Raw genomic sequence first — 13,277 nt, forward strand, 5'->3', positions numbered from 1 at the left:
GCAGATCGACGCATGCCCCGGTCGCACAGGACGGCAATGCGTCACCCGCTGCGGAGAACGTCCCGCCCAACCGGAACCTGGTGGCTGCTGTTCAGGCGACACCACGCACCCCTGTCAGCATCTTGGCCTGTTCCCAGACCCGTTGCGCCAGGGCCTGGTCTGCCGCGACGGGCTCGAGGGGGACCTGCCGGTCGGCATCGAAGTAGCGACCGGAGGCGTCGCCGGGTTCGAGCGCGAGCCGGACCACGGGGGCGGCACCTTGCTCAGGGGCGGCCCAGGAACGCTTCATCGCCTTCAGGACAAGGCCCAGCACCCCGCCAGGGTCTCCAAGTCCGGTCCTGATCACGCCCGGGTGGATCGCGTCGATGGTCACGCCCGTGCCCTGCCAACGGCGGGCGAACAGCGGGACCATGAGGAGGTTGGCGAGTTTGGTGGTGCAGTAGGTGCGCATCCGGTGGAAGTCAGCACCTGTGGGTGTCCGGTCCACGTCGAGTCGCCCCTTGACATACAGGCCGGCACTGACCTGGACGACCCTGGTCCGGCCTTCCAGGAATCGCTTCTCCAGCAGGTGGTTGAGCAGGAACGGCGCCAGATGATTCACGGCGAAAGCCTGCTCCAACCCGTCCGGGGTGCGTACCAACCGGGCAGGCCACACGCCGGCGTTGTGCACCAGCACGTCGATCTGCTCGGACCGCTCCATCAGCTCGTTTGCCACCGACCGCACCTCGGAGAGCACGGATAGATCGCCGACCACCAGGCCGACGGAGCCGCCCAGTGCCGCGGCCGCCCGCTCACCCCGTTCCCGGTCCCGGGCGACGAGCACAACCCGGCAGTCCCGCCGGACGAGTTCAGCGGCCACCGCGTAGCCGATGCCCCGGTTGCCGCCTGTGACCACCGCCGTGAAGTTGTCATCCATGCCAGGTACTTTAGAGGCAACCTAGAAGATCATTCTAGAAAAGTGCTTTAATCGCGACGTCCCGTCGCGCACACTGGACCGGGGACCATGAGGCTGCGCTCACGGCCGCCGCTCTCCTGCCTGTGCGGAGATGCCCACCATGAGGAGTGTCGATGAAGTTCCGGGCCCCTGGTGCTGTCGCAGCTTGCGTCCTCGTGCTCGCCGGCTGCTCCGACTCCGGCGAACAGCTGACGTTCGGCGAGACGGCCACCGTCTCCGCCGAGAAGGGCGGCACGCTCGATGTGACCGTGCTGCGGATCGACGAGGGCAGCAACTCGGATCTCAGCGCACTGGAGAATGCGTCGCAGTACACCGGAGACACGCCGTACTACGTGCACTACAAGATCGCGAAGACCGAGGACAGTCGCGACACCCTCCGGGAGTCGTTCGTCGTGTCCGCCGGAGGCGAGCGATTGACGGAGCTGAACGTGATGGCGGCCGTGGACTTCAGCGACCCGTTCCGCCCGACCGTCCAGGAGTTCGACCGGTGCACGGCCGCCGACAGTACTGAATTCGAGAAGGCCGCGAAGGGGCAGAGTGTCAAGGGCTGCGCCATCTTCCTTGCCGACAAGGGCATCGGGGCACCGACAACCGTCCAGTGGGCCCCGGACGATGCGGACAAGCCGCTCGTCACTTGGAGGCGAAGCTGACGGGTTCTGGAATGAGTTCGAGCGATCACACAAGGGTACGAACGCTCACGGTGGGGGGAGATCATTTGGCCCTCCTGATGCTGTCACGTCAATTCCGCTGTGACTGCTGGCTGTTCATCTCGATCGACGCGGCAACGCACGGACTTCACGGACTTACGGGGAAGCTACGGAGGAAGGCCATGACACTCGACGCGGGCGAGCCCGGTCCGGTCACCGAACCACCAGAGGATGCGGAAGCAGGCCCGCCCGGAGGGCCGGAACGCGGCCCCCGGCATCGGCCGTGGATACCGTCGCCGCGCGGTAGGTGGTGGCGGCTCGGTAGGGATGTCGCCCGGATCCAGAGGGGGCGGGGCATGACTGTCCTCATGTCGGCTCGTCGTCCGGTTCGTGTTCGCCACAAGGGTCTGGTTTTGGCCTTGGCGTTGGTGGCGATGGCGGCTGTGGGTGCGGTTCCGTCGGAGTCGGTGCGTTCGGCGGGGCCGGCGGCGGATGCGGATGCGGCGGTGACGGTTCCCGAAGCCGTACCCGCACCAGCAACCTCGAATGGCTCAACTACCGGCTCACCGCCTGAACATCAGGAACTGAGCAGCAGAGTCGAAGTCAAAGCCAAAGCCGAAGTGCTGCCGTTGCGGATGATCACGGACGTCCTCACTACCGACGCGACCGTCCCGGACGTGAAGGCCACCCGGCCGGTCCAGCAGAACCTCGCCGACTGCGGCCTCACCCCTGGTGAGCACTACCTCGACGCCGGCTACCCGTCCGCAGACCTGATCCATGACGCCACCCATCGGCGCACCTGCACCCTGTAGGCCAAGCAGGCGTCGTTGTCCCCGGCGGCACCGCTTGTACGGTCCGACCACCAATGACCGACTACTGAGAGGAACCACTCGTGGAAGTGTCGCCTCGACTGTTACGGCGAAAGGCCACCCTGTTCAAGGGCGTGGTCGTCGCCCTTGCCTCCCTCGCAGCCCTTACTGTTCAGGCATCCCCAGCGGCCGCGGACGACGTCTGCGGCAAGCAGGTCGGCGGAGCGATCCTCGTCAAGTACATCGAGCTGGACCGTGAGACAGGGCCACTCGGCTGTCCGATCAACATCGAGCTGGACAACCCCGACGGGCACGGAAAGCGCCAGGAGTTCGCGGGCGGCACCATCTACTGGTCCGCCGCCAGCGGCGCGCACCCCGTATGGGGCGCGATCGGCGGCAAATGGGGGGCGCTCGGCTGGGAGGGCGGGAAGCTCGGCTATCCGGTCGACGATGAACGCACCAACCCCGACGGCGTCGGGAAACGGCAGCAGTTCCAGGGTGGCACCGTCTACTGGCATCCGACGCTGTCGAACGGGGCGCACCCTGTGTGGGGGCGTATCGGTGAACTGTGGGCCGCCTACGGATGGGAGGGTGGTGCGTTCGGGTATCCGACGTCGGATGAGACGTGGGACGAGGCGTACGAGTCGATGACGCAACGCTTCTCCAACGACGGCCTGGCCCTGTTCTGGAGTCCGGGCGATCCGGACGACGAAACGGCCTGGTGCAAGCAGGAGTGCGTCGGCTACTCCGGCGCCGCCGGTACCGACTGGTTCAAGGAGACCCGGGTCGAGACCTATGTCGGCACGGACCATGTGAAGGTCCGCGCCATCCCCACCAGGAACGGGTTCGTCAACGCCCGCACCGACTTCCACGGCGCGTGGAACCAGGTCTGGTCCATGGCCCCGTACCCGAAGGGCATCGACCAGGAAGAGCACCAGTCGTTGTACGAGCAGTTCGCCTGTCACGCCGCGTGGGCGGAGGAGCGCCTGCCCGGCGACTGGAATACCGGCCCCACCTGGGACCTGGAGTCGTGGCTGCCGAGCATCGGCATGCAGAAGGCGATCGACCCGATCGAGGCCCTCGAGCACGAGTGCAACTGGAGCTGACGCTTCGCGTCCCGGCCTGAACGTAGATACGCCTGCGTGCCCTGAGAGACTCTCTTCGGTGGGCGCAGGCGTATGACGCAATCAAGAAGGTGCCGCCAGGCTATCGGCAGCCAAAGAGAGAGGGCGGCTAGATAACAGGGTTGCGGAGTCCTCCCGCCGATGCGGGAGTGATCCACGGAGCACAAACACTCCGCACCCGCCGCCTGAGTGCTCCCGCCAACGCGGGAGTGAACCGATCAAGGGTGCGCCGGTCAACCATCGGACAGGCCCTTAATGCCGTCGCACATCGACGTACCGGGGCTTTCCCGAGGATGGGCCGTGGCCCTGGCGATCAAGACGTGGGTTGGCCGCCAGATCGTTAAAGAATGTCCAAAGTGCGAATAATGTGCACTTCGGTGTTCCCAGGGCGTTCCCATTGCGCACCTGAAGGCCTTCCAGGGAGGTTCCCTGGAAGGCCTTTAGCGTGCTGACCTGCAACTTTGTGGTGCCCCCGGCAGGATTCGAACCTGCGACACCCGCTTTAGGAGTGTGATCGAGTCCTTGCCGGGGGGTGCTCGGCGCTGCCGCGCGGTGCGGCTTCCCCTGGTCAGCGAGATGCGGCTGCGTACTCGATCCGGCACATGACGCTTCGTGCCGGACAGTTCGCTCACGCATCGCGCACGCACGAAGCCCGCGTCCTGGAATGCGAAGGTGCGACTCTGGGCCAGGTCCCTCCGCGAGGCACCGTGGAGACAGTTCCTCCGCCCAGGTACACCCTGTTGGCCCTCACGGTTGTCCGCGCAGGACCTCTCGGTTACAGTTATTGCAGATGAGTTTTTGCCTGGATCGGCTACTGGAGGCGGCTATGGCTCGTACGAGCGTTCTTGCCCGTGCTGAGAAGGTCGAACCGAATCCCTCGCATCGGTGCGCGCTCGCCGCGACTGCCCGAATGGTGCCAGAGCAGGTTCAGGTTCTGGTGCGCACCTCCGATGGCGGCGAGCTGGCGCTGCCACGGGAACTGGTCCGTATCCTCCTCGCCTCCGCCGGCGAGCTGGCCCGCGGGCATGCGGTCACTGTCCTGGCCTCCGAGGTTCAGCTGTCGCCGGCTGAGACTGCTGAGCTTCTGGGCTTGTCGCGACCGTTCGTCACCCGCCTGCTTGATGCCGGCGACATCCCGTCGATGAATCTGCCCGGAAGTAGTCACCGTGTGGTGCGCCTTGCCGATGTGCTGGCGTTCCAGCAGCGGCGTGAGCGCCGCAGTGAGGGGCGGCGTCAGATCGCCGATGTGTTGGGCGACGCCGAATCGGCCAGTTGATTCGGTTCTCAGTGCCAGCGGCGAAGCAGAGGGGGAAGCGTGGCACCGCGGGTCTTTGTGGACACCAACGTCTTGTTTCCGTTCTCGGTGATGGACGTGATGCTGGCCCTCACGGAGGACTCCGTTCACGAGATCGTGTGGTCCGAGCGACTCCTCGCGGAGTGGGAGCGGGTCATCGTCCGGGAAGGTAGGCGTTCAGCGGAGTCGGCCGCCGCGGTTGGCAACGCCGTTCGACGCTTCTTCGCTGACTGTGAGATCGCGGCGGCGTCCTATGAGCATCTTGTGGATGAGATGCCTGGCGGTGATCCCGACGACCGGCACCATGCGGCGGCTGCGGTGGCTGCCGGTGTCGCCGCGCTGATTACCTGGAACCTTGCCGACTTCCCTGCGGGTGACTTGGCTGAGCGCGGAGTGCGGGTGATCGACCCGGATTCGTACTTGTGCGGGCTGTATGGCGAGTTGCCGGATGAGGTGGTGGACACGGTGGTCAGGCTTGCCGGAGAGAAGCGCAACCCGCCCGTCACGATCACTGATGCCATCGCCCGACTCGCGAAGGCCGGTCTACCAGGCTTCGCCGACCTCCTGACGCAGCATCTCGGGCACTGAACCCAGGTGCTGCGACGGCGGTTCGCGAGCGGAGGACGGAAGTCGAATGCTCACGCAAACGGCCCCGGACGAGGTGTCCGAGGCCGAATAAAGCGCCTCCCCGGGGAAGAAACCCCAGGTCAGCGATGTAACACGTTGTGCCCCCGGCAGGATTCGAACCTGCGACACCCGCTTTAGGAGAGCGGTGCTCTATCCCCTGAGCTACGAAGGCGCGTGGATCTCTGCGAGATCCGGCGTCTAGCCTAGCGGATACCTGCTGCCGCCCGGCAAGATTCACGTTTCGCCTGTTCGGGGTGTGTGCAGGATCGAGGTGGAGCGGGCCGAGGGGTGCAGCCGGGTGGCTGATTGGTCCGGTTTGTATGGTATGTGCCGTTTGTGTAGAGGTCGCAGGTGCGTTGCCGTCCGCATGGGCACCTTCAGGTTCGGCCCCACCCCCTGGTCTTCCGTCCCACCCCGCCGTACATCGCCACCTCGTCCGGTAGCGGCTCGTCGGCGGGGTCCGGACGCCAGCGGTTGCAGGGGGCGACGCCTGGGGTGAGGAGATCCAGACCGTCGAAGAAGCGGGTGTCGTCGGCCGGGGGGCGTCGGGTGGGTTTCGGGGCGCCGTGCTCGTTCCGGAAGGCGACCGCCGCGTCGACGTCCGGCATGGCGGGGCCGGCGATGGTGTGGGAGAGCGCCAGGTGGCTGCCGGGCGGGAGGGCGTCCATGAGGCGCCGGACGAGGCCGTGGGGGTTCTCGTGGTGCCGTCTCCGTCGGGGTTGTTGAGGGGGAGTTCTCGGTGCGCCTCATCGCCGTCGTCCCGCGCCTGGTCGTGGCCATGTCCGTTACCGCAGGTGGGCGGGGGCGCGGCGGGAGTCGGTCCGGGTTCCCGGGCTGGGGGCGGCAGCCCCCAGCCCCGGCCTTGACTGCTCGCGGGGCGCGGCATAGCGTCGGCCCGCGAGCTGAGCGAGCGCTTAGGGAGGGACCGTTCATGCCGTTCTCCGGAGACCCTTCGGATCGCCTCACGGCCCCGGGCGCCCCGTTCGCGGTCGAGGACGGGGTGTACGCGTCGGGCCCGCGCACCCTGCGGGAGTTCGTCGAGGCCACGTGGGCGTTCGGGGGCCGGCCGTTCCTGGTCGCGGAGAGCGGGACGTACACGTACGGGGAGTTCTTCGCGGCCGCCTCCGCGCTGGCGAACCGGCTCGTGGAGGTGCACGGACTGCGGCCCGGGGACCGCGCCGTCGTCGGCATGCGCAACCACCCCGAGTGGCAGATCGCCTTCTGGGCCGCGCAGTTGGCGGGACTCGTGACGGTGCCGCTGAACGCGTGGTGGACCGAGGAGGAGTTCGCGTACGCGCTCGACGACTGTTCGCCCGGAGTGCTGCTCGTGGACGGTGAGCGGCTGCCGAGGGTGCGGGCGTGGGCGTCGCGCAGACAGGTCCCCGTGGTGCTCTTCCACGACGAGGGGCCGGCCGGCGGCGGTGCCGGGGTGCCGGCGGGCTGGGAGGGGATCGAGCGGTACGAGGACCTGCCCGTACCGGACCCTGGCACGGCCCCGCCGGATGTGGACGTACGTCCTGAGGACGACGCCACGATCATCTACACGTCCGGCACCACGGGCCGGCCCAAGGGGGCCGTCGCCACCCAGCTCGCTCAGGCGGGCGCGGCGATGAACCCGCGCTACACGGCCGCCGCCTCGGCTCTCGCCAGGGGAGTTCTCCCCGGACAGGGCCCGGCGCCCGTCACCCTCATGACCTTCCCGTTCTTCCATGTGGCCGCGTTCACCACGGTCTACTCGGTGATGGCCGTCGGCGGCACGCTCGTCCTCATGCACAAGTGGGACGCCGAGCGGGCGGCGGGGCTGATCGAGCGCCACGGGGTCACGCACTACTCGGGTGTGCCGACGACCGCGCTCCAGCTGCTCGACGCCGTCGAGCGCAATGGGAGCGCGCTGCCGAGCCTCACCCACCTCAACACCGGTGGCGCCGCAGCCCCACCCGGTCTCGTCGCGCGGCTCACCGCGCTCTTCGGCGAGCGTGTGGAGCCCCGCAACGGCTACGGGCTGACCGAGACCTGCGGGGGCGTGACGGCCAACTCCGGTGCCTCCTACAGGGAGTTCCCGGACAGCGTGGGCCGACCGACCCCGGCCACCGAGGTGCGGGTCGCCGGACCGGACGGCGAACCACTGCCGGAGGGGGCGGTGGGGGAGCTGTGGCTGCGCGGCCAGTCCCTGGTCCGGGGCTACTGGCGGGACGAGGACGCCACGGCCGGGGCCTTCACGGCGGACGGCTGGTTCATGACCGGAGACCTCGCGACCCTTCGGGACGGCCGGGTCTCGATCGTCGACCGGCTGAAGGACATGGTCGTCCGCGGCGGTGAGAACGTCTACTGCGTGGAGGTCGAGGCCGCTCTGCACGAGCACCCGGCGGTCGTGGACGCCGCCGTGCTGGGCGTTCCGCATCCCGTCCTCGGGGAGGAGGTGGCGGCCGTCGTCCAGCCGGCGCCGGGCGCCGTCGTCAAGGCCGACGAACTCCGGACGCACGTCGGGCGGACGCTCGCCGCGTTCAAGGTCCCGGCGCACGTCCTCGTGCGGGACGAACCACTGCCCCGCAACCCCACGGGGAAGATCCTCAAACGGGAGCTGCGCGAGGCGCTGGCGCGGCAGGTCGTGGGCGGGGGCCATGAGCGGCGGGCTCGCGCCGACGGAAGGGGCGCGGCGGCCGGTTGAGGCTCGCGCCCGAGGCCGTACCCCTCCATGCGAGGCCGCAGAGGTGGTGCATGCGAGGCCGCAGAAGTGGTGCGCGTGAGGCGAGGGCGGCGTCCGCGTCCTCGTGGGGTTGCGGGGTGGTGAGTCCGCGCGGGGAGGCCACCGGGCCCGTCCGCGTCCTCGTGGGGTTGCGGGGTGGTGTCGTCCGCGGGAGGCCACCGGGCCGTGCGGTGCTGTCGCGGGACCGTCGGGGTGTGCCCGCAGCCGCCGGGCCGCCGTGCGGTCGCGCCGAGGTCAGGAGCGGGTGACCCGCACCCGGTAGGTCCCGTTCGCGTTCTCCGAGAGGACCGTGATCCGGAGCCTGTTCCCCTCGTCGGTGAACGTCTCGCCCGGCCGGTACGGGGCGTCCGACAGCTCCGCGTGCACATTGGGCCGACGGGTGCAGCCCCCGCTGTTCTTGTCGCTGTCGGCGACGGCGACCGGCCCGTGGCCCGTGTCGACGTCCGTCTTGACGTGGTAGACGAGGACGCCCGGTTTGCAGACCGCCTCGTCGTTGCCGGCCCGGGTGCGGACCTCCAAGGCGTACCCGGACTCCGAGTCGAGGGGGACGACGACCAGCTTGCGGCCACCCTTGAGGGCGAGGGGGGTGAGATCGTACTCGCTGCTGCCGGTGGCGGCGGCGCACTGGATCTGGTCGTTGTCGAGCCAGCCCAGTTTCCACTTGTGCCAGCCGAGGAGATCGTTGTTCGCGCCCCAGTCCTCGGACATGATGTCCCAGTGGCCGACCGCGCCGCCGCCCTCCGCCGTGTAGAGGTCGGGCAGGCCGAAGACATGGCCGTTCTCGTGCGGCAGCACCCGGAACCCCGTTTCGGAGTAGCTGCCCGAGCCGTCGTCCTGGCGGCTGTAGACGAAGCTCGTGTTCGCGAGCGGCACCCCGTCCGCGTACGGCGCCTCATGGTTGCCCGAGAACGTCACGGACAGCACGGTGTCCAGCGCCGACGGTCCCGCGTTGGGCGTGACCAGCACGTTGACCAGGTCGTACGAGCTGAAGTCCACCTTGTGGTCGGTCGCGGTCACGATGTCCTGCACAAGCTGGCGGTAGCCCGGCTCGTACGGCGAACCGCGGTCGATCCCGTACGCGCTGAACGCCATGGGCATCCGCAGCCAGCTCGGCAGCGGCGTCTCGGGACGGTAGTCGAGCCTTCCGTAGGAGCTGGTGGCGAACCACTGCTCGGTCTGCGGGAAGAACTCCGCGAACCGGTCCAGCGCAGAGCCCGCCCCCTCGGCGTCCGGGAAGTCGATCATCAGGTTCAGGGCGCGGATCTCGCCCGTGGAGCGCACGTAGCCGGACGGGGTCGGGATCCCCTCGGACATCTGGACGCCGGTGGTGGAGGTGAGGCGGCACGGTTCGAGCGCCGATTCCTCCGCCGTGGCGATGGGGCCCGCCGTGGTCCGAGACCCGCCGTGGAGCATCGAGCTCGCCGAGGTGAGGGTGGCGAGCGTGATGACGGCGAGGGCGCCGAGCGTGCCGGGTCTGCGTATCCGTCGGCGGGTCTGCTGCATGCGGTCGTCCGCCTTCGGCTCGGCGGCAGCCGGCCGGGCCCGGGCTGCGCTCGTGCGTTCAGCCTGTTCGGAGGTGTGGCGGGGCGCGCGCCGGGAGGGCCGATCGTGGGACACGCCGGAATAGTGACGTGATTCAGATCACATCGATTGATTCGACGGCGGGGAAATAACCGGGGACCCCTTCCCCGTTTGCCTTCATGTCCGCAGGAACCGGGGAGCCCTTCCCCGGTTCTGCGCGGGCGCCGGACGCGGTCGCAGCCAGGGGCCGTGTCACCCAGTCGATCGAGAGGACGTGGAGCCGTGAGCCCCGCCACCGACACCGCGGCGCGGCGCGCCACCCGGCCGCGGGCGGACGCCCTGCGCAACCGGGAGCGGATCGTGACGGCGGCCCGGGAGATGTTCGTCGAGTTCGGCGCCGAGGTGCCGCTCGACGAGATCGCCCGACGCGCCGGCGTCGGCAACGCGACCCTGTACCGGAACTTCCCGGACCGTTCCTCCCTCGTGCACGAGGTGGTCCTGTCCGTCCTGCGCCGCACCGCCGAGCGCGCCGAGGAGGCGGCCGCGACGGAGGAAGATCCCTTCGCCGGGCTCAGCCGCTTCACCCACGCGGCGGCGGACGAACGGGTCGCAGCCCTCTGCCCGCTGCTCAGCGGCGACTTCGACAGGGACCATCCCGACCTGGTCGCCCAGCGCGACCGGCTCGAAGGGGCCGTCCAGGCGCTCGTCGACCGCGCTCACGAGGCGGGCCGGCTGCGCGCCGACGTCGCGGTGGGGGATCTGATGGTCATGCTGTCCCAGCTCACCCGGCCGCTCCCGGGCACCGCCTGCCTGGACATCGACCGGTTCACCCACCGCCATCTGCAGCTGTTCCTGGACGGGCTCGAAGCGCCGGCGCGCTCCGAACTGCCGGGTTCGGCCGTGACCCTGGAGGACCTGAGGCGCTCGCGGTGAAACACACGACCTCGTGACCTGCCGGCCGTACGGCCGTAGTCACCGGGCCACCCGGTTACTCGGCCACACCCGGCCGCACGGCCCGTGGCCACCCGATCAACGTCGACTCCCTCCGTCCTTTCCATTCCCTTTACTCCTCTTCCTTCGTCTTCCTTCGTTCTCTTCTCCGCTCCGCACACCTAGGTGGCTACCTCCATGTCAAAAGCGGTCGACACGCGCCTTTCCGACGGCTCCGACGGCTCCGACGGCTCTGCCGGTCCCGATCCGAGCCGGTGGAAAGCGCTCGTCTTCATCGCCCTCGCCCAGCTGATGGTCGTGCTCGACGCGACGATCGTGAACATCGCCCTGCCCTCCGCCCAGCAGGACCTGGGCATCTCCGACGGCAACCGGCAGTGGGTCATCACCGCCTACGCCCTGGCCTTCGGCGGACTGCTGCTCTTCGGCGGCCGCATAGCCGACCTGTGGGGGCGCAAGCGCACCTTCGTCGTCGGCCTGGTGGGCTTCGCCGCCGCGTCCGCGCTCGGTGGCGCGGCGACCGGTGAGGCCATGCTGCTGGGATCGCGAGCCCTGCAGGGCGCCTTCGGCGCGCTGCTCGCACCCGCGGCCTTGTCACTGCTCGCCGTGATGTTCACCGACGCCAAGGAGCGGGCCAAGGCGTTCGGTGTCTACGGTGCGATCGCCGGCGGCGGTGGAGCGGTCGGTCTCATCCTCGGCGGATTCCTCACCGAATACCTGGACTGGCGCTGGACGTTCTACGTCAACATCCCCTTCGCCGTGGTCGCCGCCGTGGGTGCCTGGCTCGTCATCCGTGAGCCGGCAGGCGGACGCAACCGCTCGCCGCTCGACGTCCCCGGCGTCCTCCTGTCCACCCTCGGCCTGGTGACCCTGGTCTACGGATTCACCCGCGCCGAGTCGCACGGTTGGTCCGACGCGACGACCCTCGGCCTGTTCGTCGCCTCCGCCGCGCTGCTCGCAGCCTTCGTCGCGGTCGAGGCACGGGTGGCGTCGCCGCTGTTGCCGTTGCGCGTGCTGACCGAGCGCAACCGCGGTGGGGTCTACCTCTCGCTGGGGCTGGCCATCATCGCGATGTTCGGCCTGTTCCTCTTCCTGACCTACTACCTGCAGATCGTGAAGGGCTACTCGCCGGTTCGGACCGGGTTCGCCTTCCTGCCGATGATCGCCGGCATGATCACGGGCTCCACGCAGATCGGCGCCCGGCTGATGACCCGGGTGCCGCCCAGGCTGCTCATGGGCCCCGGCTTCCTGGTCGCCGCGACGGGCATGCTGCTGCTGACGCAGCTGGAAGTCGACTCCTCTTACGTCGGCCTCATCCTCCCGGCGCAGTTGCTGCTCGGACTCGGCATGGGTACGGCCTTCATGCCGGCGATGTCGCTGTCGACGTACGGCGTCGAGGCGCGCGACGCCGGTGTCGCCTCCGCGATGGTGAACACCTCGCAGCAGGTCGGCGGGGCGATCGGCACTGCCTTGCTCAACACCGTCGCCGCCTCCGCAACCACCTCGTACCTCGCCGCGCACGCGGCCGGTGCGACGGGGGCCGAGGCGCAGCGGCTCCTCCAGCTGGACGGCATGGTGCACGGCTACGCGAGCGCCATCTGGTGGGCGGTCGGCATCCTGGCGGCCTCGGCCGTCATCGCCTTCACGCTGATCAACTCCGGGCGGCCCGGCGCCACGACCGTCGTGTCCGCTGCCGCTTCCGAGGACGAGGACGAGGACGAGGTGAAGATCCCGGTCGTCGCGCACTGACGCCGTACGGGACGAGCGAGCGGTGACAAGAGCGGGCGGCAAAGAGTGAGCAGTAACAGCCGCAAGAGTCAGCGGTAACAAGAGAGAGCAGCAGTAGCAAGAGAAGCGAGCGGTAACAGCGGGTCCTCGTCGGTGCGTACGGCACCGACGAGGACCCGCTCATGCCCGGGGCCGGGGGCCGTGCGCGCCCCGGGCGGTGCGGCCGCCCGTGCCCGGCCCGGTGAGGCTGCGGCGGCCGGCGGTCAGCGCGCCGGGAGAGTCGGCGCGCCGGGAGGCCAGGGAGATCAGCTCGGCCGGGTGGCGGTGGCGGTCAGCGCAGCCAGGGGAGGTCGGCGTCGGTGCCGTCCGGCTGGAGGCTCTCCGCCATGATCCGGGTGATCTCGCCCAGCTGGCGCACCTGCTCGGGGCTCAGCCGGTCGAAGACCGCCTGCCGTACGGCCGTGACATGGCCCGGCGCGGCCTTCTCCAGCACCTCGAAGCCCTGGTCCGTAAGGCAGGCGTTCTGGCCGCGTCGGTCGTTCGGGCAGTCCTCGCGCCGCACCCAGCCGTTCCTCTCCAGCCGGGCGATCGCATGGGAGAGCCGGGATCGGGTGATCTTGGCGTGCTTGGCGAGTTCGGTCATGCGCAGACGGCGGCGCGGAGCCTCGGCGAGTTGGACGAGCAGGCCGTAGTAGACGTGTGGCATGCCCGCGTCCCGCTGGAGCTGCCGGTCGAGACTGTCCTCGAGGAGCGTGGTGGCGTGCAGGTATGAGCGCCACACATGCTGCTCCTCGGCGGTGAGCCAACGGGGTTCGCCCGAGTTCGGTGCCGTGGTCATGCATCTATCCTACGAGCAATTCTTGAAGATTGAACTAGATTGGCGTACGGTGTCCTCTCGGAACTTGAAATTTCAAGTT

At 69.0% G+C, this 13,277-nt stretch carries 11 protein-coding genes, 1 tRNA gene and 1 pseudogene; 8 read left to right on the plus strand and 5 right to left on the minus strand.

Annotated elements, in window-relative coordinates; genetic code table 11:
* Positions 1–91 precede the first annotated feature (91 nt).
* Positions 92–916: an SDR family NAD(P)-dependent oxidoreductase gene (locus tag O7595_RS19225; RefSeq protein ID WP_269729890.1), complete on the minus strand. Its 825-nt coding sequence runs from the start codon at positions 914–916 to the stop codon at positions 92–94.
* Between the two features lie 152 nt (positions 917–1,068).
* On the opposite strand from O7595_RS19225, the gene O7595_RS19230 reads away from it, so the two are divergent.
* The 5 genes from O7595_RS19230 to O7595_RS19250 all read left to right on the plus strand — a co-directional run bounded on the left by O7595_RS19230 (position 1,069) and on the right by O7595_RS19250 (position 5,417).
* Positions 1,069–1,605: a hypothetical protein gene (locus O7595_RS19230; RefSeq protein ID WP_269729891.1), complete on the plus strand. Its 537-nt coding sequence runs from the start codon at positions 1,069–1,071 to the stop codon at positions 1,603–1,605.
* A 353-nt stretch (positions 1,606–1,958) separates the two neighbouring features.
* Positions 1,959–2,414, plus strand: a complete 456-nt coding sequence (locus O7595_RS19235; RefSeq protein ID WP_269729892.1) for a hypothetical protein — start codon at positions 1,959–1,961, stop codon at positions 2,412–2,414.
* Positions 2,415–2,494: 80 nt separating this feature from the next.
* Positions 2,495–3,517, plus strand: coding sequence for a DUF2599 domain-containing protein (locus O7595_RS19240; protein ID WP_269729893.1), 1,023 nt, complete (start codon positions 2,495–2,497; stop codon positions 3,515–3,517).
* 844 nt (positions 3,518–4,361) lie between these two features.
* Positions 4,362–4,811, plus strand: a complete 450-nt coding sequence (locus tag O7595_RS19245) for a helix-turn-helix domain-containing protein (protein WP_269729894.1) — start codon at positions 4,362–4,364, stop codon at positions 4,809–4,811.
* Between the two features lie 57 nt (positions 4,812–4,868).
* Complete coding sequence (locus O7595_RS19250; RefSeq protein WP_269729895.1) at positions 4,869–5,417, plus strand: PIN domain-containing protein; 549 nt, start codon at positions 4,869–4,871, stop codon at positions 5,415–5,417.
* A 138-nt stretch (positions 5,418–5,555) separates the two neighbouring features.
* On the opposite strand, the gene O7595_RS19255 is transcribed toward O7595_RS19250, so the two are convergent.
* Both O7595_RS19255 and O7595_RS19260 read right to left on the minus strand, forming a co-directional pair.
* Positions 5,556–5,628, minus strand: a tRNA-Arg gene (locus tag O7595_RS19255).
* A 205-nt stretch (positions 5,629–5,833) separates the two neighbouring features.
* Positions 5,834–6,154 (minus strand): annotated as a pseudogene (locus O7595_RS19260) (SAM-dependent methyltransferase); the annotation flags it as partial.
* A gap of 233 nt (positions 6,155–6,387) precedes the next feature.
* Here O7595_RS19260 and O7595_RS19265 point away from each other — a divergent pair.
* A complete protein-coding gene (locus O7595_RS19265; RefSeq protein ID WP_269729896.1) occupies positions 6,388–8,124 on the plus strand; it encodes a class I adenylate-forming enzyme family protein in 1,737 nt (578 codons plus the stop codon).
* A gap of 273 nt (positions 8,125–8,397) precedes the next feature.
* On the opposite strand, the gene O7595_RS19270 is transcribed toward O7595_RS19265, so the two are convergent.
* The gene (locus O7595_RS19270; RefSeq protein ID WP_269729897.1) at positions 8,398–9,666 is read right to left on the minus strand and encodes a M6 family metalloprotease domain-containing protein; all 1,269 of its coding nucleotides are present in this window, start codon (positions 9,664–9,666) and stop codon (positions 8,398–8,400) included.
* Positions 9,667–9,966: 300 nt separating this feature from the next.
* Here O7595_RS19270 and O7595_RS19275 point away from each other — a divergent pair, with 300 nt between their 5' ends.
* Positions 9,967–10,617 carry a TetR/AcrR family transcriptional regulator gene (locus O7595_RS19275; protein WP_269729898.1) on the plus strand — a complete coding sequence of 217 codons (651 nt, stop codon included), beginning with the start codon at positions 9,967–9,969 and terminating at the stop codon, positions 10,615–10,617.
* A gap of 195 nt (positions 10,618–10,812) precedes the next feature.
* Positions 10,813–12,381 carry an MFS transporter gene (locus O7595_RS19280; RefSeq protein ID WP_269729899.1) on the plus strand — a complete coding sequence of 523 codons (1,569 nt, stop codon included), beginning with the start codon at positions 10,813–10,815 and terminating at the stop codon, positions 12,379–12,381.
* A 310-nt stretch (positions 12,382–12,691) separates the two neighbouring features.
* Here the strand turns inward: O7595_RS19280 and O7595_RS19285 are convergent, their stop codons facing one another.
* On the minus strand, positions 12,692–13,198 hold the full coding sequence (locus O7595_RS19285) for a MarR family winged helix-turn-helix transcriptional regulator (RefSeq protein WP_269729901.1): 507 nt from the start codon (positions 13,196–13,198) through the stop codon (positions 12,692–12,694).
* Positions 13,199–13,277 lie beyond the last annotated feature (79 nt).

The sequence above is a fragment of the Streptomyces sp. WMMC940 genome (assembly GCF_027460265.1).
In the GTDB taxonomy this organism is placed as follows: domain Bacteria; phylum Actinomycetota; class Actinomycetes; order Streptomycetales; family Streptomycetaceae; genus Streptomyces.

What these genes read in the sequence shown, in the direction of transcription:
- O7595_RS19230 (WP_269729891.1), top strand. Translation starts at nt 1,069, where the DNA reads ATGAAGTTCCGGGCCCCTGGTGCTGTCGCAGCTTGCGTCCTCGTGCTC.
- O7595_RS19285 (WP_269729901.1), bottom strand. Translation starts at nt 13,198, where the DNA reads ATGACCACGGCACCGAACTCGGGCGAACCCCGTTGGCTCACCGCCGAG.
- O7595_RS19225 (WP_269729890.1), bottom strand. Translation starts at nt 916, where the DNA reads ATGGATGACAACTTCACGGCGGTGGTCACAGGCGGCAACCGGGGCATC.
- O7595_RS19245 (WP_269729894.1), top strand. Translation starts at nt 4,362, where the DNA reads ATGGCTCGTACGAGCGTTCTTGCCCGTGCTGAGAAGGTCGAACCGAAT.
- O7595_RS19265 (WP_269729896.1), top strand. Translation starts at nt 6,388, where the DNA reads ATGCCGTTCTCCGGAGACCCTTCGGATCGCCTCACGGCCCCGGGCGCC.
- O7595_RS19270 (WP_269729897.1), bottom strand. Translation starts at nt 9,666, where the DNA reads ATGCAGCAGACCCGCCGACGGATACGCAGACCCGGCACGCTCGGCGCC.
- O7595_RS19280 (WP_269729899.1), top strand. Translation starts at nt 10,813, where the DNA reads ATGTCAAAAGCGGTCGACACGCGCCTTTCCGACGGCTCCGACGGCTCC.
- O7595_RS19235 (WP_269729892.1), top strand. Translation starts at nt 1,959, where the DNA reads ATGACTGTCCTCATGTCGGCTCGTCGTCCGGTTCGTGTTCGCCACAAG.